Genomic DNA, 26,774 nt, shown 5'->3' on the forward strand with positions numbered 1-26,774 from the left:
AACGCTGTCGCTTTTCTGCAAACGATGGCGATTGGCGAAAGCCGGGATGACAGCGTCCTTCGCCCCGTTTACGGGGAGAAGATGGCGGCAGCCAGATGAGGGGCGGCGCCAGCGCCTGTCTTGTTGCGACCGACGTGGACATCGGGGCGAGTAAAGCCGAGGAGGTTTCGAGGAGGCGCCCCCGGGCGACGCAGCGCGCCCTTGGTCCCCGTTTGCGGAAATGGCCGGCGCGATGCCGGTGAGACAATTGCCTGAGCCCCGCGCCGGCCACTTAGCGACCTGATGAAGGTCCGCCGCCCGAATTTTGTACCGGTCCCGTGCTGCACGATCAACCAAGCCGGGAAATTGGTACGGTTTCGTACCGAGCCCTGATTTATCGCCGGCTACGGAGAGCGTTCGGCTGTCAATGCGGGGCGGATATGCTTCGGGACTATCGCCGAAGTCAGCGCCGCCCCTCATCTGGCTGCCGCCATCTTCTCCCCGTAAACGGGGCGAAGGACGCTGTCATCGAGGCCTTCGCCAATTGCCAACGTTGAAAAAGTGGCGCTGCCATCGAGGCCAGCTTCTTTCTCCCCGTTTACGGGGAGAAATGCCCGGCAGGGCAATGAGGGGCGGCGCCAACGTTTGTCTTCCTGTCGCGGATTTCGACGGGAGCGGACATCGCCTCCCCCTTCACCGCTCATCCCTCAGCAGCGTCCAGATCCAGCCGACAAAAGTCAGCACCAGGAACGGATAGCCGGCGGCGGGCAGCGGCGCCGAGGTCGGCAGCAAGGGCGCGCCCCAGAGGATCATGCCGGCGGAGACGACAAACAGCACGGCGGCAACGAACGCGGTGAGCCGCATCCAGAGTGCAAAAGTCTTCGGCGCGCTGACCATGACCAGTGCGGCCGCCCAAAGCGTGATGCCGCCGACATAGGAGGGCACGCTGGCCTCCAGCCCCGCCGCATTGCCTGATAGCAGCAGGGTCTCGCCGGCAAGGAAGGTCAGGAAGCCCGCGGCAACGCAGTCATTGCCCAGCCGCTGGTATTTCATCGTCAGCAGTGCGGTCGCCACCACCAGTGCCGCGCCATCAATCGTCCAGAGTGTTTCGCGCAGCGGAGCGCTGGCGACGAAGGTGCCGGCGAGGCCGAAAGCGCCGCCGATGGCGAGGCCGATTGCGGCGACGGTGTCTGATGTGGTGCGCATGTGATGTTTCCCCAGCCGTGCGGAGAGGATACTGCAGGGTGGGACGTTTTCAATGGGTGGTCCGAAGTACAGTGGGAGGCGCACAAAGTGGATTGTGTTGACTGGGTCCTCGGGTAGCTCAAAATTGACCGGCCAAGGCAGCTAACCACGACCACGGCTCGATCAACTGGACGGTGTTGCTGGATGCCCTATTGCCAGTGAAGCGGATAGCGGAGGTTGAGAGCTCGGCGCTACTAGGGGACCTTTTGCCCCGGCATCAAGAATTATTCAGCCTTCGCGGAGCAACCGACTGGACAATGCAAGGGCGTCCGACTAGGATAATAATCCCAAAGTATACTTAACGCACTCACCGACTCTGCGGATCGAGCGTGATTGCCCACCATAGACAGTATAAGGATTGCAGCCAATGGCAGGCAAGCGCCTAAACTTGGATGCGCTGATTAAGCGCGAGAACGCCGATACTGTCACCCATGGACCCGGAACCATCGGCCAGGGAGGAATTCCGGTCTCAGAGCTCGCGCAAGGGCGGCTGCATTTCAGTTTGCTTCGTAAGCCTGACTTCCAGCGAGTGACCAATGACTGGGATATCGACAACGTCGTTACTCTAATCAAAAGCTTTCGTGACGGTAGCCTCATCCCGGCGCTAATCCTGTGGAAGTCTGAAGCGGGATATACTTTTGTCGTCGATGGAGCCCACCGTCTCAGCGCCTTGATCGCATGGGTGAACGACGATTATGGGGCCGGACCGATTTCCAACAAATTCTTCGACGGCCGCATCCCACGTCAGCAGCTAGAATACCACCGAGAATGCCGCAAATTGGTGGCGAACATCGGCACTTATGCGGATCTCAGCAAAGCTCTTTCTGACGAAAATCCATCTCCGGAACGTATTCGCTGGGCGTCCAATATTGGCCAACCGCTGTACGCACAATGGGTGGTTGGCGATGCGGAAATCGCCGAAAAATCTTTTCTGGCAATCAACCAGAGAGGTATTCAAATTAGCGATACTGAGAAATACATGATCATCGCACGAAAGAAGCCGAATGTTCAGGCCGCGAGGGCATTAATCAGAGCGGCAACCGGCCATGAATATGTTTCGGACTTCGATCTCTCGACCAAGGAGGCTATCTCGAGGGTTGCATCCAACACTTATGGAATAATGTTCGAGCCTGAGAGCGCGGAGCTAGGGCAGTCGATCGAGATGCCGGTGGCTGGCAAGCCTTATACCGCCGAGGCACTTCGTATAACGCTGGAACTGATTAATTTCACAAACGACATTGGTGCACTCCGAGCTCAGGAAGAGTTGCCGGACGATAGGGATGGGAAGCAGACCGTCCGATTCCTTGAGAGAGCCTACGGCGTCGTCAAGTATGTAGCTGGTAGTGGTAACGCGAGCTTGGGGCTTCACCCTTCCGTGTATTTCTGGGGCGCTGCAGGAAAGCATCACCCGTCGGCGTTTTTGGCCGTGGTCAGTTTCATCCAGTATCTCAACTTCAATAAACGGCTAATGGAATTTTGTCAGCACCGGGCTATGTTTGAGGAATTTCTGGTCAGAAACCATTCGATAATCAAACATATTCTAGGCAAGTTTGGTGGTTGGACGAAGAGTGTCCCCACCGTCCTGGCGATGTACAAGATAATTCTCGATGATCTTCGTGACGGAAAGGACTTCGATCAAATCCGATCTGGAATAATCGCAGACCATCGCTTTAGCGGTTTGGCTGAACTCATTGAGTTAGAGGGTGCGCCCAACAAGAAGGTCACGCGCGAAACCAGCCAGACGGTTCGCCGTCGCGAAATGCTTAAAACCACGTTGCGCTGCGCCATCTGCAATGCTCGATTGCCGACCACGGCGTTTAGTGACGACCACAAGAGACGAGTACAAGACGGGGGGCGGGGAAATGAAGAAAACCTGCAGCTAACCCATCCCTACTGCAATCATGGCTTTAAGGAATATCTCGTTTCTGAAGGGCTTCCGTTTCCCACGCGTCCATATTTTCTAGCCGAAGCCGCATAACAGCCGTTCAAAAAAGCGAACTCATCGGCTGAACCACCCAAGCGAATTCTCCAGACCGCTCTGACTGCTCTGGCTAACCGTTCTAATCTTTAGCTTTGGTTTCGGACGATATCAGTCGTCAGGCGCGATAAGGTGCGTGCCTTGCACTGGTCATCTCAATCCCCCATCTTCAGCGCCTGAATAAACGCCTCCTGCGGGATATCCACCTTGCCGAACTGGCGCATCCGCTTCTTGCCTTCTTTCTGCTTGTCGAGCAGCTTGCGTTTGCGCGAGACGTCGCCGCCGTAGCATTTGGCGGTGACGTCCTTGCGCAGCGCCGAGATGGTTTCGCGGGCGATGACCTTGCCGCCGATGGCGGCCTGGATCGGGATCTTGAACAGATGGTGCGGGATCAGCTCCTTCAGCTTCTCGACCATCTGCCGGCCGCGCTTTTCCGCCGCCGTGCGGTGCACCAGCATGGACAGCGCGTCGACCGGCTCCTCATTGACCAGGATCGACATCTTCACCAGATCGCCCTCGCGATAGTCGGTGAGATGATAGTCGAACGAGGCGTAGCCCTTGGAGATCGACTTCAGCCGGTCATAGAAATCGAAGACCACTTCGTTGAGCGGCAGATCGTAGGTCAGCATGGCGCGCTTGCCGACATAGGAGAGGTCGGCCTGGATGCCGCGCCGGTCCTGGCAGAGTTTCAAGATGCCGCCGAGATAGTCGTCGGGGGTGAGGATCGTGGCGCGGATCCATGGCTCCTCGATGGCCGAGATCTTCACCACGTCGGGCATGTCGGCCGGGTTGTGCAGCTCCTTCATCGAGCCGTCATTGAGGAGCAGCCGGTAGACGACGCTCGGTGCGGTGGCGATCAGGTCGAGGTTGAATTCGCGCTCCAGCCGCTCCTGGATGATTTCCAGATGCAAGAGGCCGAGGAAGCCGCAGCGATAGCCGAAGCCGAGCGCGGCGGAGGTTTCCATCTCGTAGGAGAAGCTGGCGTCGTTGAGGCGCAGCTTGCCGACGGCGGCACGCAGATCCTCGAAATCGGCGGCGTCGACCGGGAACAGGCCGCAGAACACCACCGGCTGCGCCGGCTTGAAGCCGGGCAGCGCATGCGCGGTGGCGCGCTTGTCCTCGGTGATGGTGTCGCCGACGCGGGTGTCGGCCACTTCCTTGATCGAGCCGGTGAAGAAGCCGAACTCGCCAGGGCCGAGCTCGTCGACATTGACGCGGGCCGGCGTGAACACGCCGGTGCGCTCGACCAGGTATTTCGCGCCGGTGCCCATCATGCGGATGGTCTGGCCCTTTTTCAAAACGCCGTCGATGATGCGCACCAGCACGATGACGCCGAGATAGGCGTCGTACCAGGAGTCGACCAGCATCGCCTTCAAGGGAGCGGTGGCATCACCTTCGCGCGGCGGCGGCAATTGGTGGACGATGGCTTCGAGCACGTCGGGAATGCCGAGGCCGGTCTTGGCCGAGATCAGCACGGCGTTGGAAGCGTCAATGCCGATCACCTCCTCGACCTGCTCGCGGATGCGCTCGGGCTCGGCTGCCGGCAGGTCGACCTTGTTCAGCACCACGACGATCTCGTGGTTGTTGTCGATCGCCTGGTAGACATTGGCCAGCGTCTGCGCCTCGACGCCTTGGCTGGCGTCGACCACCAGCAGCGAACCCTCGCAGGCGGCGAGCGAGCGCGATACTTCGTAGGCGAAGTCGACATGGCCGGGCGTGTCGATCAGATTGAGGATGTAGTCCTCGCCATTATTGGCGCGGTATTTCAGCCGCACGGTCTGCGCCTTGATGGTGATGCCGCGCTCGCGCTCGATGTCCATCGAGTCCAGCACCTGCTCCTTCATGTCGCGCAGCTCCAGCCCGCCGGTGGACTGGATCAGGCGGTCGGCAAGCGTGGATTTGCCATGGTCGATATGGGCGACGATGGAAAAATTCCGGATGTGGTCGAGGGGCGTGCTCATGCCGCGCGCTTTAGCAGGGGCGGCCAGCGGCGGCAAGGCTTGCGGCGCAAGGGCCGCCCTGGCGGTCACAAAGTGGCGGGCGGGGCGGCGAGCGGGGCAAAAAAGCCCGAGATACCGGCCCGGCGGACAGAGATGCTTAAACTTTGATCGATAGGATTAGACCTTGCTTTGCCGGCGCGTGGTATCTGCGCGAAGGCTAATGTCTGTCGGGGGGTAGAAAATGCTGAGAATTGCAGGCCGGTTCGCCCGTTCCCGCAGCGGGTCGATGGTCCCGCTGTTCTTTCTCATGCTGGTGCCGCTCATAACCGCTGTCGGCTTCTCGGTCGACTATACCAGCGCGGTCCAGACCCGGTCCAACCAGCAGCAGGCGCTAGATGCCGCGCTGCTGTCGATCACCACCATGGACACCACCTCGACGCTGCCGCAGCGCCAGACGGCACTGCAGGATTCCTTCATCGCCAACGGTGGCCAGGGCACCGCGACGCTGCAAACCTTCGTGGTTGCCGCCAATGGCGCCGCCAGCGCCCAGGCCACGGCAAGTTACGCCATGCCGACCGCTTTCATGCAGATCGCCAGGATCAACACGGTGCCGGTCGCAGTTGTGTCGGCGGTGAACAAGACGCCGGCCCTGGTGCAGACCACCTTCAAGGTTTCCAAGGTGTCGGGCTGGTGGAACAAGACGATGACGCTCTACGGCACGCAATTCGGAGCGACGGTCGCCAAGCCGATGATGTCGATCGAGTATACCTATAACGGCTTCGGTGATCCGAAGGGCTACGGCACCACGAACGTGTATACGATCACCAACAATGGTGGCGCCGACGTCAAGACGCTCGTCCAGTCGCAAGTGTGCACCACCGCCAGCGTGACCACTTTCACCGGTCTGCCTGCCGACGCGATCCTCCAGACCAGTGGCAGCAGGAAGTATTCAACCACCTGCGTCAACACCATGTATCCGGCCAACAGCGCCGGCGCGGCGATCGATGTCAGCCAGATGGGCGGCCTCTCCCTGCAGATGTACGTGCCGTCGGGCAACCCGCAATATCTCAAATCGGACGATGCGACGACCTCCAACCGACTCTATAGCGGCGTGGACGCGAACGCCCTGACCGAGACCGCGACCGGGCAGAAGGTCGACATCTTCACCATCGTGCCTTGTGGCGTCACCAGCTATCAAGCCTGGGAGGACGGTGGCACAACGGTGCCGACTCCGTCCTCAAATGCCGACTTCTTCTACAACGTCACCGGCAAGTGCGACTTCAACAAGCGGCCCTCGGACACAGCGCTGACGCAGTAGGGATGACACTGATGATCTCCCCCCTCGAGGGGGAGATGTCGCCAATAGGCGACAGAGGGGGTCGGCACGACGGGGCGCCAGCCTCCCTATGCCGCAAAGGGGGCCGCATCCGGTCGAACCGACCCCCTCTGGCCTGCCGGCCATCTCCCCCTCGAGGGGGGAGATCACCCGTGGCGGCGGCCGCGCCAGGTCTCCGGCCTCCTTCGGCCCTCATCACAAACCGGTGAGCGTTGTAACGAAGCGGCGGATGGCGGCGAAGTGGGGGGATGACCGGCGCATCGGAGCGCCGCCCCACGGAGCCCGCCGATGCCAAGATCCCGCCAGTTCGTCGCCCTGTCCAGCCTGGGCGCGCTCGCGCTCATGGCGTCGCTCGGCGCGGCGCAGGCCCAGCCGCTCACCGTGGTCGAGCTGTTCACCAGCCAGGGCTGCTCGTCCTGCCCGCCGGCCAACGCCAATCTCATCAAGGTCAAGGACCAGCCTGGCGTGCTGGCGCTGTCCTTCAACGTCACCTATTGGGATTATCTCGGCTGGAAGGACACGTTCGGAAAACAGGAATTCACCCAGCGCCAGGTTTCCTACGAGCCGCCGCTCGGTCATGACGGGCCGTTCACGCCGCAAGTGGTGGTCAACGGCCATGCCGATGTTGTCGGCGCGGCACCAGGCGAGATCGAGCATCTGATCGCGGCCACTGGCAAGACCAGCGGCCCTTCGCTGTCGCTCGACGGCGGCAAGGTCCGTGTCGGCGCCGGCGCCGCGCCCGGCGGCAAGGCCGACGTCTGGCTGGTGCGCTACACCAAGGGCGTCGTGCAGGTGCCGGTGGCGCGCGGCGAAAACACCGGCCGCACGCTGCCGCATGCCAATGTCGTGCATACGCTGACAAAACTCGGCAGCTGGACCGGCGATGCGGCCGCCTATGCGCTTCCCGCCGCGTCCGGCGGCCTCAGCACCGCCGTGCTGGTGCAATCGCCGGGCGGCGGGCCGATCCTCGCCGCCGCCACCAACTAGACATCTCGCCTCAGAAATTGCGCAACGCCGCATGAGCGGCGCCGCAAGACCCCCGGCCGCCAAAAGCGCGAGCCCTCACCACACCCAAGGAGACCACCATGACCGTTCTTTCCCGCCTGACGCTGCCGGCGCTCGCCCTTGCCCTGTGCTCGACGGCGCTGCTGGCCGGCGGCATAGCCCGCGCCGATGACGCCACCAACGCCATGAAGCCGGCCGCCGACGCCATGAAACCGGCAACCGATGCGATGAAGCCCGCCGATCCCATGGCCACCAACTCCATGAAGCCCGCCGCCGATGCCATGAAGCCGGCGGCGGACGCGATGAAACCGGCCGCCGACGCGATGAAGCCGGCGGCGGATGCCATGGCTCCGGCCAATTGACATTGGTCCGTGGCCATCTGTCCCTGGCGGGCTCCCTGTCCAGCCGGGGACAGTCCCCAAGGCAATTGCCGTGAAGCCGTTCTGCGCCCGGAATTGCCTCAAAAACAAAAGGGCGCACGCGAATGTGAGCCCTCGCCGCAAGTCACGGATCGCGCCATCGCGCCCGATCCAATAGAGTGATCCCAATGGAAGCCATGAGGAGTGCAACCATGACCAACATCAACAACCGTTCGACCGGCTTCGTCAGGGGTGCGCTTGCCGCACTCGCCCTGGCCGCCGCGGGCGCCGCCTTCTGGCTGACGCCGGCCGTTTCGGCCGAAGACGCGGTGGTCATCCCGCCGCCGGCGCTGGACGAAAAGGCGGCCACGGGCAGCGAGAAGGCTGTTTTCGCCGGCGGCTGCTTCTGGGGCGTGCAGGGCGTGTTCCAGCACGTCAAGGGCGTCAGCGAGGCCGTCTCCGGCTATACCGGCGGCGCCGAGGAGGACGCCGTCTACGAGACGGTCGGCACCGGCCGCACCGGCCATGCCGAGTCCGTCGAGATCACCTATGATCCGTCAAAAGTGACCTATGGCCAGCTGCTGCAGGTCTATTTCTCGGTCGCCCACAACCCGACGCATCTGAACTACCAGGGACCGGACTCCGGCACCCAGTACCGCTCGACGATCTTCGCCGAGAACGACGCGCAAAAGAAGATCGCGCAGAGCTATATCGCCCAGCTCGACAAGGCCAAGGTGTTCCCGGAGCCGATCGTCACCACGATCGAGACCGGCAAGACCTTCTACCCGGCCGAGAACTACCACCAGGACTTTTTGACGCTGAACCCGACCTATCCCTACATCGTCTACAACGACCTGCCCAAGGTGGCGAACCTGAAGCAGCTGTTCCCGGCGCTGTACAGCGAGAAACCGGTGCTGGTGCTGTCGGCGAGCAACTGAGGCTTGTAATTTTCCCCCTTGCGGGCAGGGCGATCGTATATGACTGGCTTGCGCTCTACGATTACCCCCACCCCTAACCCCTCCCCACAAGGGGGAGGGGGACTCGGTAGGCGCTGACTTCCGCAAACGCCGAGGTTTCGACGTCAAATGGATGGCACGCGGCAGCTTTCCCTCCCCCTTGTGGGGAGGGTTAGGGGTGGGGGTCCTCTTCGTAAAAAACCCATATGCGATCGCCCTGCCCGCAAGGGGGAGGTTCGCGCGCCAGCTACATGGCCTTCATTGCATCGCACGACACATCGGGGTTCATGTCAGCGAAGGTGCCTGTCGGGTTCTTTTTCCAGGCCCAGACATGCAGTTCATAGAAAGCGCCCAGGCCGTAACGGTTGGGGGCGCTGTTGAAGTTGAACAGCTGCCCTGCCAGCGATGCCGGACCTTTCGAGGTGATGTATTCGACGGCCACAAGCTTCAGCTTGCCATCGGCCGTCGGCTCGTACATCACCGCTTCCGGCTTGGCGAGATCGACCGCATCGTCTTTCAGGTAGGCCGCATTGACGTAGTGGATGCCCATGGCGCCGCCGGTGATGCCGCTGGCGCAAGGGATCGGCGCATAGCCTTCGGCAGTGGCCATCGCCACATTCTCGAAGCGGCTGTTGGCCGCCCGCACCTTCTCATCCAGCGCGCCGGTATCATGGGCATTCGCCGTGGTGGCCGCGATCGACAGGATCGACAGGTTGATGAGGTGTTTGGTCCAAAGATGGATGTTCATTTTCTCTCCATTCATTATTTAAGGTGCACCAGATTTAAGGTGCACCAGGAGCGGCCGGCCGCCCCCGTTGCTAAGTCGGATCTGGGCTGCATCAGCGGTCCAACCGGGTAAAGTCCCAGTATTGCGGCAGCTCCTCGAGATCCGGCAGGCCGATGTCTCGTCTCAGATAATCGTCCTGCGGAGGCAACCGGCGCCGACTCGAGCGCAATGGTGCGAACAGCAGCGAGGCAATCCACCGGAGAACCCGGCCCAGTAACGGGCCTCGTCCGACTGGTCTCGAAGCCGCCAACACCTCGCTGAACGAGTTGTCAGGCATGCCGCCGTCGCGGCGAAGGGCATCTTCATGCTCATCGGCGGGATCAACGGTAAAAGTAAGGGTCAAGAACCCGCACCTCCGTGATCTTGTCGACCGGCAGGGAGTTCTTCTGGGCAGTGCTGCGGATCGCTTCCGGCGACGGCGCGTCATAGATGCAGAAGCTCTGCTTCCTGTCGGGCGACACGAAGGACTGCACCCAGGTCACGCCCTTCTCCGCGTTGCGCATGATCACGCCGGCGAGCGCATCGGCGCCGGCATCGTTCATGGGCACGCTGAGGCCAGCGGGAAATGTGCGTTCGACTACATAGCGAGGCATATCAAGGTTTCCTTTTGCCGTTGATTCACGCTTGAAATGAGCGCGGCCGGACATTGATCACGCCCGCAAACGGCGCGCATCGGAGCCTTTCCCCATGTTTGGCGGGACGATTCCCCATGTTAACGACGTTAGGTACCGGAGCCACAAAGCAGATACCGGGCCGGGCTATCCTGAGCGGGAACTGGGGTGCGGCAGCGGCAACCGGGACCACCATGAGCCAATGACCATGCTTCTGGAACGGCAGACACAGCTGGCGCAACTGGACGGCTTCCTGGCGGAAGCCGCGCGCGGCCGCGGTCACGTAGCAGTGTTGTCGGGCGAGGCGGGCGCCGGCAAGTCGGCGCTTGTCGAGGCTTTCATCGGCGCGGCCAGCCACGGCACACGTGTTTTCCGCAGCGCCTGCGAAGACCTGTCGATCCCCGACCCGCTCGGGCCGCTCTACGATCTCGCCCGCGAGGCGCAATGGGCGATGCCGCAGGCGATCGACGCGCGCCGGGGCGAGCGGCTGCCGCTGTTTTCCGATGCACTCGATGTCTTCGAGGCGAGAACCCAGCCGACGCTGCTGGTGATCGAGGACCTGCACTGGGCCGATGACGCGACGCTCGACTTCGTCCGCTTTCTCGGCCGGCGCATCGCCAACACCCACATCCTGCTGCTTTTGACGGCGCGCACCGACCGCAGCGAGGGACAGGTGCGCGTGCGCCGGGCGCTGGGTGAAATTCCGGCCGGCAGCGTTGCGCGCATCGACGTGCCGCTGTTGAGCGAGGCGGCGGTGCTGTCGCTCGCCAAAGCGGCCGGCCGCGACGGCGAAGCGATCTACCGGGCGAGCGCCGGCAATGCCTTTTTCGTCACCGAACTGTTGCGCGCCGAGAATGAAACGGCGCTGCCGGCCAGCGTGCGTGACGCGGTGGTCGCGCGCGCCGAACGCCTGTCGGCCGGCGCCCGCGCGATGCTCGAGTGCGTCTCGGTGTTTCCCAGGCGCGCCGACGCCTGGGCCCTGACCGGCCTCTGCGGGATGGCCAGCGCCGCCCAGCTGGCGGAATGCGTCTCGAATGGCCTGCTCGACGATCTCGGCGAGTTCTATGCCTTCCGGCACGAGATTGCCCGCCGCGCCATCGAGACGATGCTGACGCCCAGCCACCGGCGGGCGTTCAACCAGCGGGCGCTGGCGGCGCTGCTCGAAAGAGGCGACATCGCCACCGCGCGGCTGGTCCATCACGCGGTCGAGGCGCACAATCTGGAGACGGTGCGCGAACTGGCGCCGGTCGCCGCCCGCGAGGCCTCCCGCGTCGGCGCCCATCGCGACGCCGTCGGCTACTATGAGGTCGCCTTGCTCCAGGCCGACACCTTGCCGGCGCAGGAGCGCGCGGAACTTTACGAACAATATGCCTTCGAGTGCCATCTGATCGGGCGCATCGACGAAGCCATCAAGGCACAGCAGCAGGCGCGGGCGCTGCAGCAGGCCCTTGGCAATGTGCTCAGGGAAGGCGATAGCCTGCGCTGCCTGTCGCGCTTCGCCTATCTCTTGGGCGACCGCCGGGATGCCGACCTGTTCGGCGCCCAGGCGGTGGCGCTGCTTGAGACCGTGCCAGCCGGGCCGGAACTGGCCATGGCCTATTCCAACCTCTCGCAGCTGGCGATGCTGGCCGAACGGCTCGACGAGACCCTGTCGCTGGGCGCCAAGGCGATCAAGCTCGCCGAAGAGGTCGACCGGCCGGACATTGTCTGCCACGCGCTCAACAATGTCGGGTCCGCCGAGCAGTGGCTGCGCCTGGACAATGGGCGGCTGCATCTTTCCCGCAGCCTTGAAATCGCGCTGCGGGAGAATTTTCAGGAGCACGCAGCACGCGCCTTCACCAACTGCGCCTGTTGCGGCATGAACCAGCTCGACTACAGAGAGGCTCAATCCTTCCTCGATCGCGGCATCGATTATTGCGTCGAGAACGACCTGGCGACCTGGCGCGATTATATGCACGGCGTGCGCGCGCAGTTGCGGCTGCGTCAGGGATGCTGGGACGAAGCGGCTTCCGAAGCGCTGGATGTGATCGGCAACGATCAGGCGACGGCCCTGGTGCGCTATCCCGCCTTGGTGGCGCTGGCGAAACTGCGCATTCGGCGCGGCGATCCCTCGGCCGAGCCGCTTCTGGCGGAGATGAAGCGGCTTCTGGAAAAGGGCGCCGAGCTGCAGAGGCTGCTGCCCTTTGCGGCGGTGATTGCCGAACAGGCCTGGCTGGGCGAAGCCGACAAGGACGAGGCGCTGCGGCTGATCGGCCTTGCCGAGAGCATGTCGCCGACGCGGGCGGTGTTCGCGGAGCTGGCGGCCTGGCGGCAGATGCTGGTTCCCGATATCGAGCCGGGAGACACCGCCGGCATGGCCGTGCCCTACCGGATGCTGCTAGCGCAGGACTGGCCGGGGGCCGCCTCCGCCTGGGCGGAACTCGACGCACCTTATGAACGCGCCCTGGCGCTCGCCCAGGGCGACGAGGCGGCGCAGCGGGCAGCGCTTGATATCTTCGAGAAGCTCGGCGCCCGGCCGGTCGCGAGCCGTGTGCGCGACATCATGCGCCGAAACGGCGTCATTCACATTGCTCGGGGACCGCGCCGCACCACGCGCGCCAACGGCGCCGGCCTGACCCAGCGTCAGATGGAAGTGCTGCAGCTGATCGAGCGCGGCCTGTCCAACAAGCGCATCGCCGAGCATCTCGCCATTTCGCCGAAGACCGTCGACCACCATGTCTCGGCGGTGCTGGGCAAGCTCGACGCCATCTCGCGCGGCGAGGCCACGGCAGCGGCACGGGATAGCGGGCTGATCTGATAAGGCGGATCAGTCGTAGGTCAGGTCGGTCGCCTTGCCGCCGAACACGCGGTAGGCATAGAAGGAATAGAAGATGATGATCGGCAGCACCACCACGGTGCCGACCAGGATGATGGCCAGGCTTTCCGGCGCCGACGCCGCCTGCCAGATGGTGAGACGATCCGGCACCACGAACGGGTAGAACGACCAGGCAAGGCCGGCAAAGCCGAGCACGAAGATGCCGGCCAGCGTCAGGAACGGCATCAGCGCGTGGCGGTCGCCGGGCTTCGGCAGATGGAATGTCTGCCGCCACAGCCACAGGAACAGCAGCGCCGACAGGATCGGCAGCGGCGACAAATAGAGCATCTGCGGCCAGACGAACCATTTGGCGAAGATGCGCGGGCTGGCGAAGGGCGTCGCCAGCGACACGGCGGCCATGCCGAGCGCGGCCAGCACCAGTGCGGTGCGCAGCCAGCGCACCGCCTTCCTCTGCAGTTCGCCCTCGGTCTTGTAGATCACCCAGGCGGAGCCCATGGCCGCGTAGGCCGCGGCCAGGCAGAGCGCCACCAGCGCGCCGAACGCCATGCCGCCCGGGCCGACATCGAGGCCGAGCACATAGACGCCCAGCATATAGCCCTGCGCCAGCGAGGCGATGAGCGAACCGAGGAAGAAGATACGGTTCCAGCGATGCTTGCTGCCAGCCGGCACCTTGGCACGGAAATCGAAGGCGACGCCGCGCAGGATCAACCCGACCAAGAGCACGAAGACCGGAATGTAGAGTGCGGTCAGGATGACGCCATGCGCCATCGGGAAGGCGACCAGCAGCAGGCCGACGGCCAGCACCAGCCAGGTTTCGTTGGCATCCCAGAACGGGCCGATGGCCGCGATCATCGTGTCCTGCTCGGAATCTTGCGCCGCAGCGAACAGGATGCCGATGCCAAGGTCGAAGCCGTCGAGAATGACATAGATCAGGATGGCGAGGCCCATCAGGCCGGCGAAGATCAGCGGCAGCAAGGTTGGCCAGTCATAGGTCATTTTTCGCTCTCCCAGCCACGATAGGCCGAGTGTGCGGCCCTTGAAGCAATGGTTTTTCAGATCGATTGAGGTTGGCGCTGCTCCCCACCTGCCTGCCGGCATCCTCTCCCCGTATAGTAACGGGGAGAGGGGCGCCGCCGTGGCCGGTTTCGCCAATTGTCAGCGTTGCGAGAGAGACGCCGAGGCTGCGGCCATCTCCCTTCTCCCCGTCACTATACGGGGAGAAGGTGCCGGCAGGCGGATGAGGGGCAGCGCCAGGCTTCGATGAAAGCCCCGCATCTAACCGGCCTGACCGCCAATTTCCGTCCTGCCGGTCCATGGTCACTCGCCAGCCGCCGGCTGCGACATCGGTCTGTTGAGCACGCCGGGCAGCGGCGAGGTGTCGCCGTCCTTCGCCGCCTTCAACCCCAGGTGCACCAGCACGCCGAGATAGGCGATCAGCAACAGCACGTAGAGGATGAGATAGACGGCGAGCGTCAGCGCGACGTGGCTGCCGGCCACCGGCCCGACCGCGTCGGCGGTTTTCAGCACGCCCGTCACCAGCCAGGGCTGGCGGCCGATCTCGGTCGTGTACCAGCCCGCCAATGTCGCCAGCCAGCCCGACAGCGCCATCGGCACCATCAGAAGCGCGAGCGGCTTCGGCAGGCTGTGCCGGCGCTTGAGGAAGAAGGCCGCCGACCAAGAGACAGCCAGCATCAGCAGGCCGGTGCCGACCATGATGCGGAAGCTCCAGAAGATCGGAAAGACCGGCGGATGGTTGCCGGGATAGTCGTTCAGCCCCGGCACCACGCCGCTGGTGCTGTGCCGCAAGATCAGACTCGCCCCATCCGGAATCGTGATCTCGAACCTGTTTTCCTTGGCCGCCTCATCGGGCAGCGCAAACAGGACCAGCGGCACGTTGGGGCCGGTATTCCAGTTGGCCTCCATGGCGGCGATCTTCTGCGGCTGGTGCGCAAGCGTGTTCAGCCCATGCTGGTCGCCGGCAAGGATCTGGATCGGGATCAGGATCGCCGCGGTGAAGACGCCGGTGCGCAGCGCCTTCCACATCGATTCCGAGCGGTCGCCGTTGAGATAGCGCAGCGCCGACAGCCCAGCGATCAGGAACGACACCGTCAGGCCGGAGGCAAGCAGCATATGGACCAACCGGTAGGGCATGGACGGGTTGAAGACAACAGCCCACCAGTCGACGGCGTGCGCGACGCCGTCGCGCATCTCGAAACCGGCCGGCGTCTGCATCCAGGAATTGAGCGCGATGATCCAGAAGGCGGACAGGGTGGTGCCGCCGGCCACCAGCACCGTCGCCAGCGTGTGGACGCGGTTGGAGACGCGACGGAAGCCGAACAGCATGATGCCGAGGAAGGCCGCTTCGAGGAAGAAGGCGGTGAGTATCTCGTAGGCCAGCAACGGCCCGGCAATGTTGCCGACATGCTGCATATAGCCCGGCCAGTTGGTGCCGAACTGGAAGCTCATGGTGACGCCCGATACCACGCCCATGGCAAAGGACAGCGCGAACACCTTCACCCAGGTGAAATAGGCGCGCATCCAGGCGGAATCATTGGTCGCGTTGTAGCGCAGCTTGAAGAACAGCAGCACCCAGCCAAGTGCAATGGTGATCGTCGGAAACAATATGTGGAACGAAATATTCGCGCCGAACTGCATGCGCGACAGGATGAGCGGGTCCATGGCGGGCTCCGGCTGCTAACTATTTCGGCGCAATTCCCTAGGGAAAGCACTATGCGCTTTTCCCGGGAAAACCGTTTCACACTTTTCCTGGAATTGCTCCAATACTCGCGGAGGATAGGCCCGAAGCGGGTTCAGGTCAAAGCGGCGTCCTGCCGCGAGGCTGAACGCCACAGGACAATTTTGCCGGTTGCATGAGGCGTATTTCCAGCCGGTGCCGGCCTCCATGTCGAGAACTGTCAGCAGCGCCATTGACTTCCAGTTGCGCGCAACGACATTCGGCCTATATCAGGGAACCTCTTTCAAGCAGCCGTTTTCAGCCATGCCCTCCATTCTCTCGATTTCCGGGGTCTCCAAGACCTACGCCACCGGCTTCACCGCGCTCAAGGAAGTCAATCTCGACATCAACCGCGGCGAGATCTTCGCGCTGCTCGGGCCCAATGGCGCCGGCAAGACGACGCTGATTTCGATCGTCTGCGGCATCGTCAACCGCTCGACCGGCACCGTCACGGTCGACGGCCACGACATCGGCAAGGACTACCGCGCCGCGCGCAGCCTGATCGGCCTGGTGCCGCAGGAATTGACCATCGACGCCTTCGAGAGCGTCTGGGCGACCGTCAATTACAGCCGCGGCCTGTTCGGCAGGCCGGCCAACCCGGCCTTCGTCGAGAAGGTGCTGCGGGACCTCTCGCTATGGGACAAGAAGGACGCCAAGGCGATCACCCTGTCGGGCGGCATGAAGCGGCGGCTGATGATCGCCAAGGCGCTGTCGCACGAGCCGCGCATCCTGTTCCTCGACGAGCCGACCGCCGGCGTCGATGTCGAATTGCGCCAGGACATGTGGGAGATGGTGCGCCGGCTGCGCGAGGATGGCGTCACCATCATCCTCACCACCCACTATATCGAGGAGGCCGAGGCGATGGCCGACCGCGTCGGCGTCATCAACCGCGGCGAGATCATCCTGGTCGAGAACAAGGCCGAACTGATGCGCAAGCTCGGCCGCAAGCGGCTGGTGATGGAACTGCGCAATCCGCTGACGGCCATTCCGGAAGCCTTCTCGCACTATGCGCTAGAACTGTCGCCGGATGGCGCTGAATTGACCTATACCTATGACAACCAGGCCGAGCGGCCGGGCGTCGCCTCGCTGATCCGCGACCTCGAGGCCGGCGGCATCCAGTTCCGCGATATCGACACGCAAAACAGCTCGCTCGAGGAGATCTTCGTCAATCTGGTGAGGAGGGAGCCATGAGCGTGCCTGCGAAAATGAATTTTCGTGCCGTATGGGCGATCTACCGGGTCGAGATGGCGCGTGCGTTCCGCACCGTGCTGCAAAGCATCATTTCGCCGGTCATCTCGACATCGCTTTACTTCGTCGTCTTCGGCTCCGCCATCGGCTCGCGCATCACCGAAATCGACGGCATCAGCTACGGCGCCTTCATCGTGCCGGGGCTGATCATGCTGTCGCTTCTGACGCAGTCGATCTCAAACGCCTCCTTTGCCATCTACTTCCCGAAATTCGTCGGTTCGATCTACGAATTGCTGTCGGCGCCGGTCTCCTATCTGGAGATCGTCATCGCCTATGTCGGCGGTGCGGCCACCAAATCGATCATCCTCGGCCTGATCATCCTGGCCACCGCCTCGCTGTTCGTGCCGCTCCACATCGAACATCCGTTCTGGATGCTGGCCTTCCTGATCCTGACGGCGGTCACCTTCAGCCTGTTCGGCTTCATCATCGGCATCTGGGCGAAAAGCTTCGAGCAGCTGCAGCTGGTGCCGCTGCTGATCGTCACCCCGCTGACCTTCCTCGGCGGCAGCTTCTATTCGATCCACATGCTGCCCGGCATCTGGAAGACGATCACGCTGTTCAACCCGGTTGTGTATCTGATCAGCGGGTTTCGCTGGAGTTTCTACGGCAAAGCCGACGTCTCGGTCGGCATCAGCCTCGGCATGACGCTGGTATTCCTGGCCGTCTGCATCGCCATCGTCGCCTGGATCTTCCGGACCGGTTATCGGCTGAGGAACTGACAGCCAGAACTCGGCTGCCGGGTCGATGCGGTTCCAATTCGTGGCCGCTTACAGCCATAGGTTCCATCACCGGGCGTTGACGCCGCCCCTCACCTGCCTGCCGGCATCCTCTCCCCGTATAGTGACGGGGAGAGGGGTGCCTCGTCGCCGGTTTCGCCAATTACCAGCGTCGCAAGTGTGCGCCAACGTTGCGGCCAGCCCCTTCTCCCCGTCTCTATACGGGGAGAAGTGCCCGGCAGGGCGATGAGGGGCGGCGCTGACTTCGGCAAGGCATGTCAGCCAGAAGCCCCGGTCTGGGCTACAAACCTCAAATCGCCTTGACCAGCCGCAGCAGCCCCAGCATCTCGATATAGGTCCCCTCGCGAAAGGCGATGTAGACAGGCTCCTCCACACCATGGAAGCGGCGCTTGAAGGCGGCCTGGCCCTGCAGGTTGAACCTGCGGCGGTTGACCCATGGCGACGAGTAGGCGCGCTGGAAGGTGTTGCGCCAGAAATCGCTTTCGGCAAATCCGCTCGGGGCCACGTCGACAAGCGGCGACAGGCCAAGCGTGACCACCGATATGCCTTCCTCGCGAAACCGGTCGACGGCGAATTTGGTCAGGCCGATCTCGGCGTGGGGCGAGGCATCGATATGCTTGCGCTTGAAGGCGGTGGTGTAGCCGATGACCTTGCCGTCGGAAAACAGCGGGTCGAAGTCGAGCAGGGCGATCAGCTCGCCATCGGGGCCATGCAGGACGAAACGGCGCATATCGGTGCCGAGATGATCGTAAAACGGACGGTTGAGAAAACCCATTTCCCAGCGCTTGACGATGCGGTCGCCGCGCCAGTTGTCGGAAAGCCGGGCGATCTCGTCGAGGAAGATCGTCCGCCGGTCCTCCTCAAAGGAGAAGCCCTTCTTCAACAGCCAGCGCTCGGAATAGCGCACGGTCTCGTTGCGCTTGCCGGAAAAATCATGCTCGGGCAGGACAAGGCGGGTGTCGATGCCCAGCCGGTTGACCTTGTAGCCGAGCCCCGCCAGCACGCGTGCGGTCTCCTCGCCGATCTGCACGAACCACGGGTCGCCGGCGGTCTCGACGAAGCGCCTGATGTAATCGGGCCGCCGGGATGGGGCCGCCACCGGGTCGCCAAGCGCGAAATGATGCTTCATCTTCGTGCCGAAGGCGATGTAGCCGTCGGTGTCGCCGAAATAGGAAAGCTTGGCTTGTACGGCGGTGGAATAGGCAAGCGAGAAGTCGCCGTGGTGGCGGACAATCGCCAGGCGCTCGACATGCGTCAGCGGCTGGCGCTCGACCTTGGGCGAGGCACCCTCGAGGAGTTTGTCGAAATAGATCCGCAGGGAGGGCATGGTCGAGATTCCGCGTGCCGTCTGTGGCGCGACGTGTCTGTCGACACGCAAGACGCGCCATGGCGTCTTGATTTTCGCGGGAAGCCGAAATCGGTTGCGCGTTTCGAATTCCTGCGCCGGTAACGAGATCCGCCAGCCCCCTGAGCTCGAATCAAATCACATTGCCGCGACCTGATTATCGCCGATGCCGCCGATATGCCATATAGAGCTGCAGGTATTCGGACAGAAGCGAGCAATCCGCTCCATGTCGTTGCTTCGGCCGCATTTGTGCGATGGGAGCTGTTCCGCTTGGCGGCGGAATTCCCTGGAGCGCAACCGCGGCCCGGCGCAGGGGCTCGGCAATCGGCACCAATGGCGGTATAGGTCCGGCGCGATCAAACGGTTACAGCGTGCTGCGAGCCTTGCAGGGATGCTGTAATGGTTGAATGGGACTGAAGAGTGAATGGCTGATACGACAATCAGGCCGATGTTGGAGCTGGAGGTGGCGGTCGAGCCGGCGATCGTCATCGGCGCCGGCGCGGCCGGACTGGCTGTCGCGCAGGCTTTGATCAAGGCCGGCGTGCCGACGGCGATCCTGGAAAAGGAGAGGCGGCTGGCCGAACCCTGGCATCGGCGGCACCAGCAGCTGCATCTCAACACCCATCGCGACCTCTCGGCGCTGCCCGGCCTTGTCTTCCCCGAGGACACCCCCGCCTTTCCGCACAGGAACGTCGTCATCCGCCACATGAACGATTTCCGGGAGGCGAACCAACTGCCGGTTGAGTTTGGCGTGGCCGTCGAGACCATCGTGTTCAGGGGTGACCACTGGGCGGTGCGGACCAGCGCCGGTTCACGCCTGGCACGCCACGTCATCGTCGCCACCGGTCGCGACCGGGAACCCTTCACGCCGCAATGGAAAGGCGCGCAGGGTTTCGCGGGGCGGATCATCCATTCGGCGGATTTTGGCGACGCCAAGTCCTATGCCGGCAAGAAGGTGCTGATCGTCGGCGCCGGCAATTCGGGCTTCGACGCGCTCAATCATCTGGCGCGCGTGGATACGGCCGCTCTCTGGCTGTCGGCCCGCAACGGTCCCGCTTTGCTGCCCAAGCGGGTGGGCAAGATTGCCGTGCACCGGCTATCACCGCTCATGGCGCGCTTGCCGCTGCGTGTCGCCGATGCGGTCATCGCGGCGACGCAGCGCCTGGTTTTCGGCGACCTGACCAAATTCGGCATGCCGCCGGCGCCGTCGGGCGGCGCCAGCCGCCTGACCGCGGACTACACCGCGATCGCCGCCGACGACGGCGCCGTCGCCGCCATCAAATCGGGCAAGATCGTCGTGGTGCCGGCGATACGGGAGTTCACCCGCGACGGCGTGATCCTGGCCGATGGCAGCCTGATCGATCCCGATATCGTCATTGCCGCGACAGGCTACCGCACCGGGCTGGAGCGCATGGTCGGCGATCTCGGCGTGCTCGACGGCAAGGGCGTGCCGCTCTTCAACGGCGGCGACGCCGATCCGAAACTGCCCGGCCTCTGGTTCACCGGCATGCGGCCAAGCATTCGCGGCTGCTTTGCCAATGCCGCGATACTAGGCAAGGCGATCGCCAGGCGGATCGCCGGCGCCTCCCACCTGCCCGCGGGCTCACGCTGATTTCCCTCCCAGCCGGCGGAGGAAGGGCGGCGTTCGGGACCGAACCCGTCCTTTGGATTTGCAGACCGTTGCCTGCGATCAAACCGCGATCTTGCCGCCGCCTTGCCTGGTGATGGCGACGACCGCCGGCCGCACCGGCATGTCCGGTTTGAAATCCGGCCAGCGCGTCGACGGATCCTCATAGTAGGAGGGACGGCCGAAGCCTTCCCAGTCCTCGCCGCCATCGCCCGGATGCTGGACGGCAACGAAGGCGGTCTGGTCGTCGGGCGCGAAAAGCGGGCCGCACATCTCGGCGCCGATCGGCACGCGGAAGAACAGTTTCGAGGTCGCCCGTGCCGGTCCTTCCGTGTCGACCGCCCACAGGCCGTCGGTGCGGCCGGTGGCCTTCGGGCCCTGGCCATCGGTGGCGACCCACAGGCGCCCAGCCGAATCGACCGCGCAATTGTCGGGCATGCCGAACCAGCCATTGGCGGTCGTCGCCGTCGAGAAGGTGGCGCCGACATCGGCAACCGAGGGATCACCGCATTTCAGCAGCACTTCCCACTTGCCTTTGGTGGCGGCGAAGTCGCCGCCATCCTCCGATATCTCGATGATGTGGCCGAAGGCATTTTCGGCGCGCGGGTTGGCGGCATCGACCTGCTCGGCCTTGCGCTTCGAATTGTTGGTCAGCATGACATAGACCTTGCCGTTGACGGCATTGGGCTGGATGTCCTCGGGCCGGTCCATCTTGGTGGCGCCGAGCAGGTCGGCGGCGCGCCGCGTTTCGATCAGCACGTCGGCCTGGCCCGTGAAACCGTTCTCGGCGGTCAGCGGCCCCTGGCCGAAGACGATCGGCAGCCATTCGACCGTGCCGTCCTCGGCGAACTTGGCGACATGCAGCGTGCCGTCGTCGAGCAGGTCCTTGTTGGCGGCGGGATCGTTGGGGTTGAAACGGCCTGACGTGACGAACTTATAGGCATAGTCGAAGCGCTCGTCGTCACCGAGGTAGAAGACGACGCGGCCGTCCCTGGCAACGATCGATTCGGCACCTTCGTGCTTGAAGCGGCCCATGGCCGTGCGCTTCTTCGGCGTCGAGGTCGGATCGTTGACGTCAACCTCGACGATCCAGCCGAAGCGATTGGGTTCGTTCGGTTCCTTGGCGAGGTTGAAGCGGTCGTAATGCGCGCCCCATTCATAGGCGCCTTCGGGAATGCCGAGACGCTTGTAGTTGGCGGCCTCCTTATGGCCTTCCGGCAGTTCGCCGGAGAAATAGCCGTGGATGTTCTCCTCGGCCATCACATAGGTGCCCCAGGGCGTGACGCCGCCGGCGCAGTTGTTCATGGTGCCGAAGACCTTGGTGCCGGACGGGTCGGCATTGGTCTTGACGCGTTCATGGCCGGCGACCGGACCGGACAGCGCCATTTCGGTGGTCGAGGTGATGCGGCGGTTGAGCTTGCCGTCGCGCACCACCTGCCATTTGCCCGACACCTTGCGGATCTCGACGATGGTGCCGCCATGCGCCGCCATCTCGACATCGACCTGTTCCTTGCTGAGCGGCGCGACTTCGGCCGCCTTCTTGCCGTCCTTGTCGACGATCTTGACGATGCCCGGGAACATCAGATGCGGGTTGGTGTATTCGTGGTTGACCACCAGCAGGCCATGCTCGGGCGAGCCGTCGATCTCGATATAGCCGACATAATCGTTGTTGTAGCCGAACTGCCTGGCCTGCGCCTGCGCCGACTGTTTGGCCGGGTCGAACTCCGGCGAATCGGCAAACAGCGGATCGCCCCAGCGCAGCAGCACATCCGCGTCATAGCCGGGCGCGACATGATGCTTGTCGTCGATGCCGGCCTTGAGTTCGTCGAATTTGAAGGCAGAGCCTTCCGCGGCGCGGGCATCGCCGGCGGCGATCATGGCCAGCGGGCTGACGGTGGCGGCGATCGCCGAGACGGCCAGCGATCCCCTCAGGAAACCACGGCGCGAGAACCGCGCGGCGATGATCTCGCCCAGGGTGCGGTTGTCGGTCGGGTTGATGGCCGGTCCGTCGTTTTCCTCGAGCAGGCTGGTGCGGAATCGGGCGTCGGGGGAGCGATGTTCGGTCATAAGGGCCTCTGGCTTTGGAGTGGCTGGAGCTTGTTGCCTGTTCGACCCCTTACATCCGGCCGATCACATTTTCGTGACATTGCTTTCAGCGCGAGTCCAGAGCGTCCGAATGGCGGTTCTCGCGCTGAAACCGGACCTAGGTCCCTATGCAGGCCGGTCAAAGGTCCCATTCCGGGAACGCATCAGTCGTGGGCCGGTTATGCCGAGCGGCCATTTCGGCCATGGTCGTGGCCGGCAAAAGCTCGCGCCGGAAGTTGGCGGCCCGATAAAGAGGGAGACGGAGATGAGATCGATCCCGACTCGCTGCTTCTGGCTGGCGCTGAGAGGGTCGTCGGCATTGGCGCTGGCCATTGCTCCATATCAACTCACCGTCCACGGCTCTGGTCCCGGCATCGTTCCCGCAAGCGCTCATGCCAAGGATGGCGGCGGCCAAGGCGGTGGGGGCGGCGGCGGAGGAAACGGCGGCTCCGGTGGAGGCAGCAACGGCGGCAGTGGAAACAGCGGCGGTTCCGGGCCCGGCAGCGGAGGCGCTGGCGACGATCATGGCGGAGCCGACAATTCCGGACCCGGCAACAGTGACGACCACCGCGGAGCCGACCATCATGTCAACGCGGCGACCGGCGACAAGGTCGAAGTGGACGGCAATAAGATCGAGGTCACGCATCCAGATGGTATCCAGGAAGAGATCGAGAATGGTCGTTTCGAGATGAAGGATGCCTTGGGGCGCACGATCATCGACCGCCGGGCTACCCCCGAGGATGTCAATCGTCTTCAAGCTTTGTGAAGCTGGCCAACAGGCAACGGCCAGCTTCACATGTCACCTCCGCCGCCCCCGGCGGAGGTGACTTCCATTGGCGCTTGGCCCCGCTGGCAAAATGCTGGTGCGATCCGCTCACATCAGGCGAAAGCGCGCTCATCGGCATGTGATATGGGACTTTAGTCCAACCTTGCGCTTGCAAAAGTCCTGGAGGACAAACGCAACGGTCGGAGGTCGCTTCCGGCCACCACGTCTTTCGGCGATGTTGTTGCACTGCAACCTTGGGGTGAGCGCGCCGGCTCAATCGACGGAGATCAGGATGCACGGATCGATCACGGCCCGTTATCGCCGGCTGGCGTTCGTCTCGGCTGCTGCTCTGGCGCTCGCCATCGCTCCCTATCGGATTGCCCTGCACGGCTCCGCCCCCGGAATCGACGCCGCATCGGCACAGGCTGGCAAAGGCGGCAATGGCGGCAATGGCGGCGGAAACGGTGGCGGCGGCGGCGGCGGCGGAAACGGTGGCGGTAATGGTGGTGGTGGCGGCAATAGCGGCAACGGCGGCGGCGGCAATAGTGGTGCTGGCAACAGCAGCGGCAGCAGCGGCAACAGCAACGGCAACGGCAATTCAGGAGCAGATGGCGGTGGCGCCGACTCGGGATCCGGCAAGGGCCAGGGTGACAAAGGCGCCAGCCATGTCAACGCCGCGACCGGCGACAAGGTCGACGTGGACGGCAACAAGATCACGGTCCAGCACCCCGACGGCATGACGGAAAAGATCGAGAACGGCCGTTTCAGGATGCAGGATGCGCTCGGCCGCACGATCATCGACCGCCGGGCCACGCCGGCCGACGTCACCCGTCTCAAGGCCTTGTGAAGCTGGTCAACCGGCAACGGCCAGTTTCACACGTCACCTCCGCCGCCCCCCGGCGGAGGTGACCTCGTTTTGTGCGGTCCCGCGCGATCCGCTCTGGCCTAAAGCGCGTCGAACGGAGCCATGGGACGCGCTTTAGGCGCTTGTCTCATGTATGTCGTTCTCGCAAACCGAAGTCGCTTTTCGGCGACATGCGTTATGAGCGGTTCCTGTCACGGTCGCGAAACTCACGCATCATAAGAGCCGCTTCGGTGCGGTTTCGCACATTGAGCTTCGACAGCACCCCGGTCATGTGATGCTTGACGGTCTTCTCCTGCAGCTCCAGGCGCAAGGCGACCTCCTTGTTGCTGAGCCCCTCCCCCACCAGCCGCAGGATTTCCGTCTGACGCTCGGTCAGTTGCCGCAGCCGGTCGGCCACGCCGTCGCCAGGCTGCGGGGACTGGAGATCGGAGAGCAGCCGGGCCGACAGCATCGGCGAAAGATAGCTCTCGCCGGCCACCACGTTGCGCAGGATCTCCGCAAGCGCGCGCGACCCGACACCCTTGAGGACATAGCCCTGCACCCCTGTGTTCAGGGCTTTGGTGACATCGACATTGGCCTCCGAAACGGTCAGCATGATGATCTTCTGGGCGGGATGGTCGGCAAGGATGCTTGCAACCGCGGCCAGGCCGCCGCCCGGCATGGAAATGTCGAGCAGCAGTATGTCCGGCTGCACGGTCGAGGCGATGCGTTCGGCATCCTGCGCTGTCGCGCCTTCGCCGACGATCTCGAAGCCTCCGATCTCCGACAGGCTGCGCGTCACGCCTTCGCGAAACAGCGGATGATCGTCGACAATGGCTATGCGAATGACACCAATCATGCTTGCTCCTCGACCGACAGGGTAATCACCAATCGCGTGCCTTGCGCTCCGGTCAAGGTCTCGAAATGGCCGCCAATGCTTTCGACCCGCTCCCGCAGGCCGGCGAGCCCCAGCCCCTCGACCCGCGCCGGATCGAAGCCCGGCCCGCCATCCGACACTTCGACAAAAAGTCTGCCATTTTTCATTCCGGCTCGCACCGCCTGATCCTTGGCACGCCCGTGGCGATAGGCGTTGTTCAGCCCTTCCTGCACGAAACGGTAGATGCTGATCTTCTCGGAGGCGCCAGGTTCGGGCAAATGCTTTGGCAGCGTGAGCGTCACCGACGTTCCCGTCCGGCGCTCGTGTTCGTCGACGGCGAGCCGCAATATGTCCGTCGCGGCGGCGCTCTCTATCTGCGGCAGCACGAGGCCGGTGCAGATACCGCGTATTTCGCGCATCGCATCTTCCAGCGTCTTGCGGATCATCGCCACCTCGGTCGAGCGGCTTTCGCCCCAATTGCCGTCGCCGGAAAATACCGGGCTGTCCATGCGCAGCGCCGCCAGGGCCACGAGTTGGGCCGGTCCGTCGTGAAGGTCGGCGCCGATCCGGCGCAAATATCTCTCGTTGAGTGCGGTGGCGCGACGCGACGCCCGCTGCACACGCTGCCGCAAGGCGCTGTTTTGCGTCACCAGGCCCTGCAGCTCCGACACCTGGCGGCGCAGCGCCCCGCGCTGGTCGTCAATGGTGCGGCTGGCGCGCAGGACGATGCCCGACAGGAGCAGAAAAGCCGCCAGGGTGGTGCCGGCAACGACCAGCCAGCTCGACAAAAGGGCGGATGCCAGCGTCGCTTTGAAATCGCTGGCGACCTCGTAGAATTCGGTGACGGCCACCACGTCGCCGGACCAGGGTTCGCGCACGGGATTGTAGATCTCCAGCAACGGCACGCCCGAAGACCGCTCCTTCTCTTCGTTGTCATCAAACGTATCGAACTGGGCAGCGACGCTGCCTTGGAAGGCGGAACGCAGGTGGTCGTTCAGATCGAAGCGGCGGCCGATCAAGGCGGCGTCTTTCGAATAGAGGACGGTGCCGTCGCGGCGCCAGAGCCTGAACGAAACCAGGCGCTTGCCGAGTGCGCCCTGGCCGAGCGTCTCGTCGAGCGCCTGCTTGACGGAATCGCTGAGCTCCTCGCTCTTGCGCAGGTCGGGCAGCAGCGGCGCGATCACGCTGTCGACATAAAGCGCCGTCGTGGCGGCCGAATTGCGGATGACGCCGTCCCGGATCTGCGTCGTCACCCAGGCGCCAACCACCACCATGACGACCAGAAGGCCGAAGCCGCCGGCAACGACGAATTGCAGCGCAAGGGAAAGCTCGCTCCAACGCCGCGCCAAGTTCTGAAGAATACGAATCATGGCCCCCTGACCGCCCTTCTTCGACAGGTGGGCGATGTCGGCACATTGAGCCTCAGCCTTGCCGTTGCCAAGACCTTCGTTGGAACGACGTCGCTTGACGTCCGCGCGCGCTTCGGAAACAAGTCCGCGA

Annotated in this window: 22 protein-coding genes; 11 read left to right on the forward strand and 11 right to left on the reverse strand. The window is 63.6% G+C overall.

Going from position 1 to position 26,774, the window contains the following annotated elements; translation table 11 throughout:
• Nucleotides 1–672: 672 nt before the first annotated feature.
• Nucleotides 673–1,185: a hypothetical protein gene (locus JT360_RS26180; protein ID WP_214475262.1), complete on the reverse strand. Its 513-nt coding sequence runs from the start codon at nucleotides 1,183–1,185 to the stop codon at nucleotides 673–675.
• A gap of 406 nt (nucleotides 1,186–1,591) precedes the next feature.
• Here JT360_RS26180 and JT360_RS26185 point away from each other — a divergent pair, with 406 nt between their 5' ends.
• A complete protein-coding gene (locus JT360_RS26185; protein ID WP_214475264.1) occupies nucleotides 1,592–3,202 on the forward strand; it encodes a GmrSD restriction endonuclease domain-containing protein in 1,611 nt (536 codons plus the stop codon).
• A 155-nt stretch (nucleotides 3,203–3,357) separates the two neighbouring features.
• On the opposite strand, the gene lepA is transcribed toward JT360_RS26185, so the two are convergent.
• Nucleotides 3,358–5,163, reverse strand: a complete 1,806-nt coding sequence (gene lepA, locus JT360_RS26190) for a translation elongation factor 4 (RefSeq protein WP_214475265.1) — start codon at nucleotides 5,161–5,163, stop codon at nucleotides 3,358–3,360.
• Between the two features lie 220 nt (nucleotides 5,164–5,383).
• Here lepA and JT360_RS26195 point away from each other — a divergent pair, with 220 nt between their 5' ends.
• The 4 genes from JT360_RS26195 to msrA all read left to right on the forward strand — a co-directional run bounded on the left by JT360_RS26195 (nucleotide 5,384) and on the right by msrA (nucleotide 8,780).
• The gene (locus JT360_RS26195) at nucleotides 5,384–6,460 is read left to right on the forward strand and encodes a TadE/TadG family type IV pilus assembly protein (RefSeq protein WP_214475267.1); all 1,077 of its coding nucleotides are present in this window, start codon (nucleotides 5,384–5,386) and stop codon (nucleotides 6,458–6,460) included.
• Between the two features lie 306 nt (nucleotides 6,461–6,766).
• Complete coding sequence (locus tag JT360_RS26200; RefSeq protein WP_214475269.1) at nucleotides 6,767–7,465, forward strand: DUF1223 domain-containing protein; 699 nt, start codon at nucleotides 6,767–6,769, stop codon at nucleotides 7,463–7,465.
• Nucleotides 7,466–7,563: 98 nt separating this feature from the next.
• A complete protein-coding gene (locus JT360_RS26205; RefSeq protein ID WP_214475270.1) occupies nucleotides 7,564–7,845 on the forward strand; it encodes a hypothetical protein in 282 nt (93 codons plus the stop codon).
• 209 nt (nucleotides 7,846–8,054) lie between these two features.
• Nucleotides 8,055–8,780 carry a peptide-methionine (S)-S-oxide reductase MsrA gene (msrA, locus tag JT360_RS26210; protein ID WP_214475272.1) on the forward strand — a complete coding sequence of 242 codons (726 nt, stop codon included), beginning with the start codon at nucleotides 8,055–8,057 and terminating at the stop codon, nucleotides 8,778–8,780.
• A 265-nt stretch (nucleotides 8,781–9,045) separates the two neighbouring features.
• Here msrA and JT360_RS26215 read toward each other — a convergent pair whose 3' ends face one another.
• The 3 genes from JT360_RS26215 to JT360_RS26225 form a co-directional block, all read right to left on the reverse strand.
• A complete protein-coding gene (locus tag JT360_RS26215) occupies nucleotides 9,046–9,546 on the reverse strand; it encodes a hypothetical protein (RefSeq protein ID WP_214475274.1) in 501 nt (166 codons plus the stop codon).
• Nucleotides 9,547–9,637: 91 nt separating this feature from the next.
• Complete coding sequence (locus tag JT360_RS26220; protein ID WP_214475276.1) at nucleotides 9,638–9,928, reverse strand: hypothetical protein; 291 nt, start codon at nucleotides 9,926–9,928, stop codon at nucleotides 9,638–9,640.
• Nucleotides 9,906–10,178, reverse strand: a complete 273-nt coding sequence (locus JT360_RS26225) for a DUF4242 domain-containing protein (protein WP_214475278.1) — start codon at nucleotides 10,176–10,178, stop codon at nucleotides 9,906–9,908. Before JT360_RS26225 ends, JT360_RS26220 begins: the two co-directional genes overlap by 23 nt.
• Nucleotides 10,179–10,398: 220 nt before the next feature.
• On the opposite strand from JT360_RS26225, the gene JT360_RS26230 reads away from it, so the two are divergent.
• Nucleotides 10,399–12,993 carry an ATP-binding protein gene (locus tag JT360_RS26230; RefSeq protein WP_250889094.1) on the forward strand — a complete coding sequence of 865 codons (2,595 nt, stop codon included), beginning with the start codon at nucleotides 10,399–10,401 and terminating at the stop codon, nucleotides 12,991–12,993.
• Nucleotides 12,994–13,002: 9 nt separating this feature from the next.
• Here JT360_RS26230 and JT360_RS26235 read toward each other — a convergent pair whose 3' ends face one another.
• Together JT360_RS26235 and JT360_RS26240 are read right to left on the reverse strand one after the other, a co-directional pair.
• Nucleotides 13,003–14,007 carry a cytochrome d ubiquinol oxidase subunit II gene (locus JT360_RS26235; RefSeq protein ID WP_214475281.1) on the reverse strand — a complete coding sequence of 335 codons (1,005 nt, stop codon included), beginning with the start codon at nucleotides 14,005–14,007 and terminating at the stop codon, nucleotides 13,003–13,005.
• Nucleotides 14,008–14,328: 321 nt separating this feature from the next.
• A complete protein-coding gene (locus JT360_RS26240; RefSeq protein ID WP_214475282.1) occupies nucleotides 14,329–15,690 on the reverse strand; it encodes a cytochrome ubiquinol oxidase subunit I in 1,362 nt (453 codons plus the stop codon).
• 319 nt (nucleotides 15,691–16,009) lie between these two features.
• Between JT360_RS26240 and JT360_RS26245 the strand changes: the two genes are divergently transcribed.
• Both JT360_RS26245 and JT360_RS26250 read left to right on the forward strand, forming a co-directional pair.
• Complete coding sequence (locus JT360_RS26245; RefSeq protein WP_214475284.1) at nucleotides 16,010–16,936, forward strand: ABC transporter ATP-binding protein; 927 nt, start codon at nucleotides 16,010–16,012, stop codon at nucleotides 16,934–16,936.
• A gap of 14 nt (nucleotides 16,937–16,950) precedes the next feature.
• Complete coding sequence (locus tag JT360_RS26250) at nucleotides 16,951–17,712, forward strand: ABC transporter permease (protein WP_214475363.1); 762 nt, start codon at nucleotides 16,951–16,953, stop codon at nucleotides 17,710–17,712.
• Between the two features lie 307 nt (nucleotides 17,713–18,019).
• Here the strand turns inward: JT360_RS26250 and JT360_RS26255 are convergent, their stop codons facing one another.
• Entirely contained in the window at nucleotides 18,020–19,057 is a 1,038-nt protein-coding gene (locus JT360_RS26255) for a phosphatidylglycerol lysyltransferase domain-containing protein (RefSeq protein ID WP_214475286.1), read from the reverse strand.
• 442 nt (nucleotides 19,058–19,499) lie between these two features.
• On the opposite strand from JT360_RS26255, the gene JT360_RS26260 reads away from it, so the two are divergent.
• Nucleotides 19,500–20,687 (forward strand): flavin-containing monooxygenase, encoded by a 1,188-nt coding sequence (locus JT360_RS26260; protein WP_214475288.1) that lies wholly within the window; start codon nucleotides 19,500–19,502, stop codon nucleotides 20,685–20,687.
• A gap of 78 nt (nucleotides 20,688–20,765) precedes the next feature.
• Here JT360_RS26260 and JT360_RS26265 read toward each other — a convergent pair whose 3' ends face one another.
• A complete protein-coding gene (locus tag JT360_RS26265) occupies nucleotides 20,766–22,769 on the reverse strand; it encodes a PhoX family protein (protein WP_214475290.1) in 2,004 nt (667 codons plus the stop codon).
• A 109-nt stretch (nucleotides 22,770–22,878) separates the two neighbouring features.
• Between JT360_RS26265 and JT360_RS26270 the strand changes: the two genes are divergently transcribed.
• Together JT360_RS26270 and JT360_RS26275 are read left to right on the forward strand one after the other, a co-directional pair.
• Nucleotides 22,879–23,553 (forward strand): hypothetical protein, encoded by a 675-nt coding sequence (locus tag JT360_RS26270; RefSeq protein WP_352128438.1) that lies wholly within the window; start codon nucleotides 22,879–22,881, stop codon nucleotides 23,551–23,553.
• A 292-nt stretch (nucleotides 23,554–23,845) separates the two neighbouring features.
• The gene (locus JT360_RS26275; protein ID WP_214475292.1) at nucleotides 23,846–24,400 is read left to right on the forward strand and encodes a hypothetical protein; all 555 of its coding nucleotides are present in this window, start codon (nucleotides 23,846–23,848) and stop codon (nucleotides 24,398–24,400) included.
• A gap of 193 nt (nucleotides 24,401–24,593) precedes the next feature.
• On the opposite strand, the gene JT360_RS26280 is transcribed toward JT360_RS26275, so the two are convergent.
• Together JT360_RS26280 and JT360_RS26285 are read right to left on the reverse strand one after the other, a co-directional pair.
• Complete coding sequence (locus JT360_RS26280; protein WP_214475294.1) at nucleotides 24,594–25,256, reverse strand: response regulator; 663 nt, start codon at nucleotides 25,254–25,256, stop codon at nucleotides 24,594–24,596.
• A complete protein-coding gene (locus JT360_RS26285) occupies nucleotides 25,253–26,644 on the reverse strand; it encodes a sensor histidine kinase (RefSeq protein WP_214475295.1) in 1,392 nt (463 codons plus the stop codon). Before JT360_RS26285 ends, JT360_RS26280 begins: the two co-directional genes overlap by 4 nt.
• Nucleotides 26,645–26,774 lie beyond the last annotated feature (130 nt).

This window comes from Mesorhizobium sp. dw_380 (assembly GCF_018588885.1).
Taxonomy (GTDB): Bacteria; Pseudomonadota; Alphaproteobacteria; order Rhizobiales; family Rhizobiaceae; genus Mesorhizobium.

Bases quoted from the DNA above. Each gene is read 5' to 3' on its own strand.
- JT360_RS26270 (WP_352128438.1), top strand. From the start codon at position 22,879: ATGGCGGTTCTCGCGCTGAAACCGGACCTAGGTCCCTATGCAGGCCGG.
- msrA (WP_214475272.1), top strand. From the start codon at position 8,055: ATGACCAACATCAACAACCGTTCGACCGGCTTCGTCAGGGGTGCGCTT.
- JT360_RS26280 (WP_214475294.1), bottom strand. From the start codon at position 25,256: ATGATTGGTGTCATTCGCATAGCCATTGTCGACGATCATCCGCTGTTT.
- lepA (WP_214475265.1), bottom strand. From the start codon at position 5,163: ATGAGCACGCCCCTCGACCACATCCGGAATTTTTCCATCGTCGCCCAT.
- JT360_RS26265 (WP_214475290.1), bottom strand. From the start codon at position 22,769: ATGACCGAACATCGCTCCCCCGACGCCCGATTCCGCACCAGCCTGCTC.
- JT360_RS26240 (WP_214475282.1), bottom strand. From the start codon at position 15,690: ATGGACCCGCTCATCCTGTCGCGCATGCAGTTCGGCGCGAATATTTCG.
- JT360_RS26200 (WP_214475269.1), top strand. From the start codon at position 6,767: ATGCCAAGATCCCGCCAGTTCGTCGCCCTGTCCAGCCTGGGCGCGCTC.
- JT360_RS26260 (WP_214475288.1), top strand. From the start codon at position 19,500: ATGGCTGATACGACAATCAGGCCGATGTTGGAGCTGGAGGTGGCGGTC.
- JT360_RS26195 (WP_214475267.1), top strand. From the start codon at position 5,384: ATGCTGAGAATTGCAGGCCGGTTCGCCCGTTCCCGCAGCGGGTCGATG.
- JT360_RS26235 (WP_214475281.1), bottom strand. From the start codon at position 14,007: ATGACCTATGACTGGCCAACCTTGCTGCCGCTGATCTTCGCCGGCCTG.
- JT360_RS26225 (WP_214475278.1), bottom strand. From the start codon at position 10,178: ATGCCTCGCTATGTAGTCGAACGCACATTTCCCGCTGGCCTCAGCGTG.
- JT360_RS26250 (WP_214475363.1), top strand. From the start codon at position 16,951: ATGAATTTTCGTGCCGTATGGGCGATCTACCGGGTCGAGATGGCGCGT.
- JT360_RS26275 (WP_214475292.1), top strand. From the start codon at position 23,846: ATGCACGGATCGATCACGGCCCGTTATCGCCGGCTGGCGTTCGTCTCG.
- JT360_RS26285 (WP_214475295.1), bottom strand. From the start codon at position 26,644: ATGATTCGTATTCTTCAGAACTTGGCGCGGCGTTGGAGCGAGCTTTCC.
- JT360_RS26230 (WP_250889094.1), top strand. From the start codon at position 10,399: ATGACCATGCTTCTGGAACGGCAGACACAGCTGGCGCAACTGGACGGC.
- JT360_RS26215 (WP_214475274.1), bottom strand. From the start codon at position 9,546: ATGAACATCCATCTTTGGACCAAACACCTCATCAACCTGTCGATCCTG.
- JT360_RS26185 (WP_214475264.1), top strand. From the start codon at position 1,592: ATGGCAGGCAAGCGCCTAAACTTGGATGCGCTGATTAAGCGCGAGAAC.
- JT360_RS26180 (WP_214475262.1), bottom strand. From the start codon at position 1,185: ATGCGCACCACATCAGACACCGTCGCCGCAATCGGCCTCGCCATCGGC.
- JT360_RS26245 (WP_214475284.1), top strand. From the start codon at position 16,010: ATGCCCTCCATTCTCTCGATTTCCGGGGTCTCCAAGACCTACGCCACC.
- JT360_RS26205 (WP_214475270.1), top strand. From the start codon at position 7,564: ATGACCGTTCTTTCCCGCCTGACGCTGCCGGCGCTCGCCCTTGCCCTG.
- JT360_RS26255 (WP_214475286.1), bottom strand. From the start codon at position 19,057: ATGCCCTCCCTGCGGATCTATTTCGACAAACTCCTCGAGGGTGCCTCG.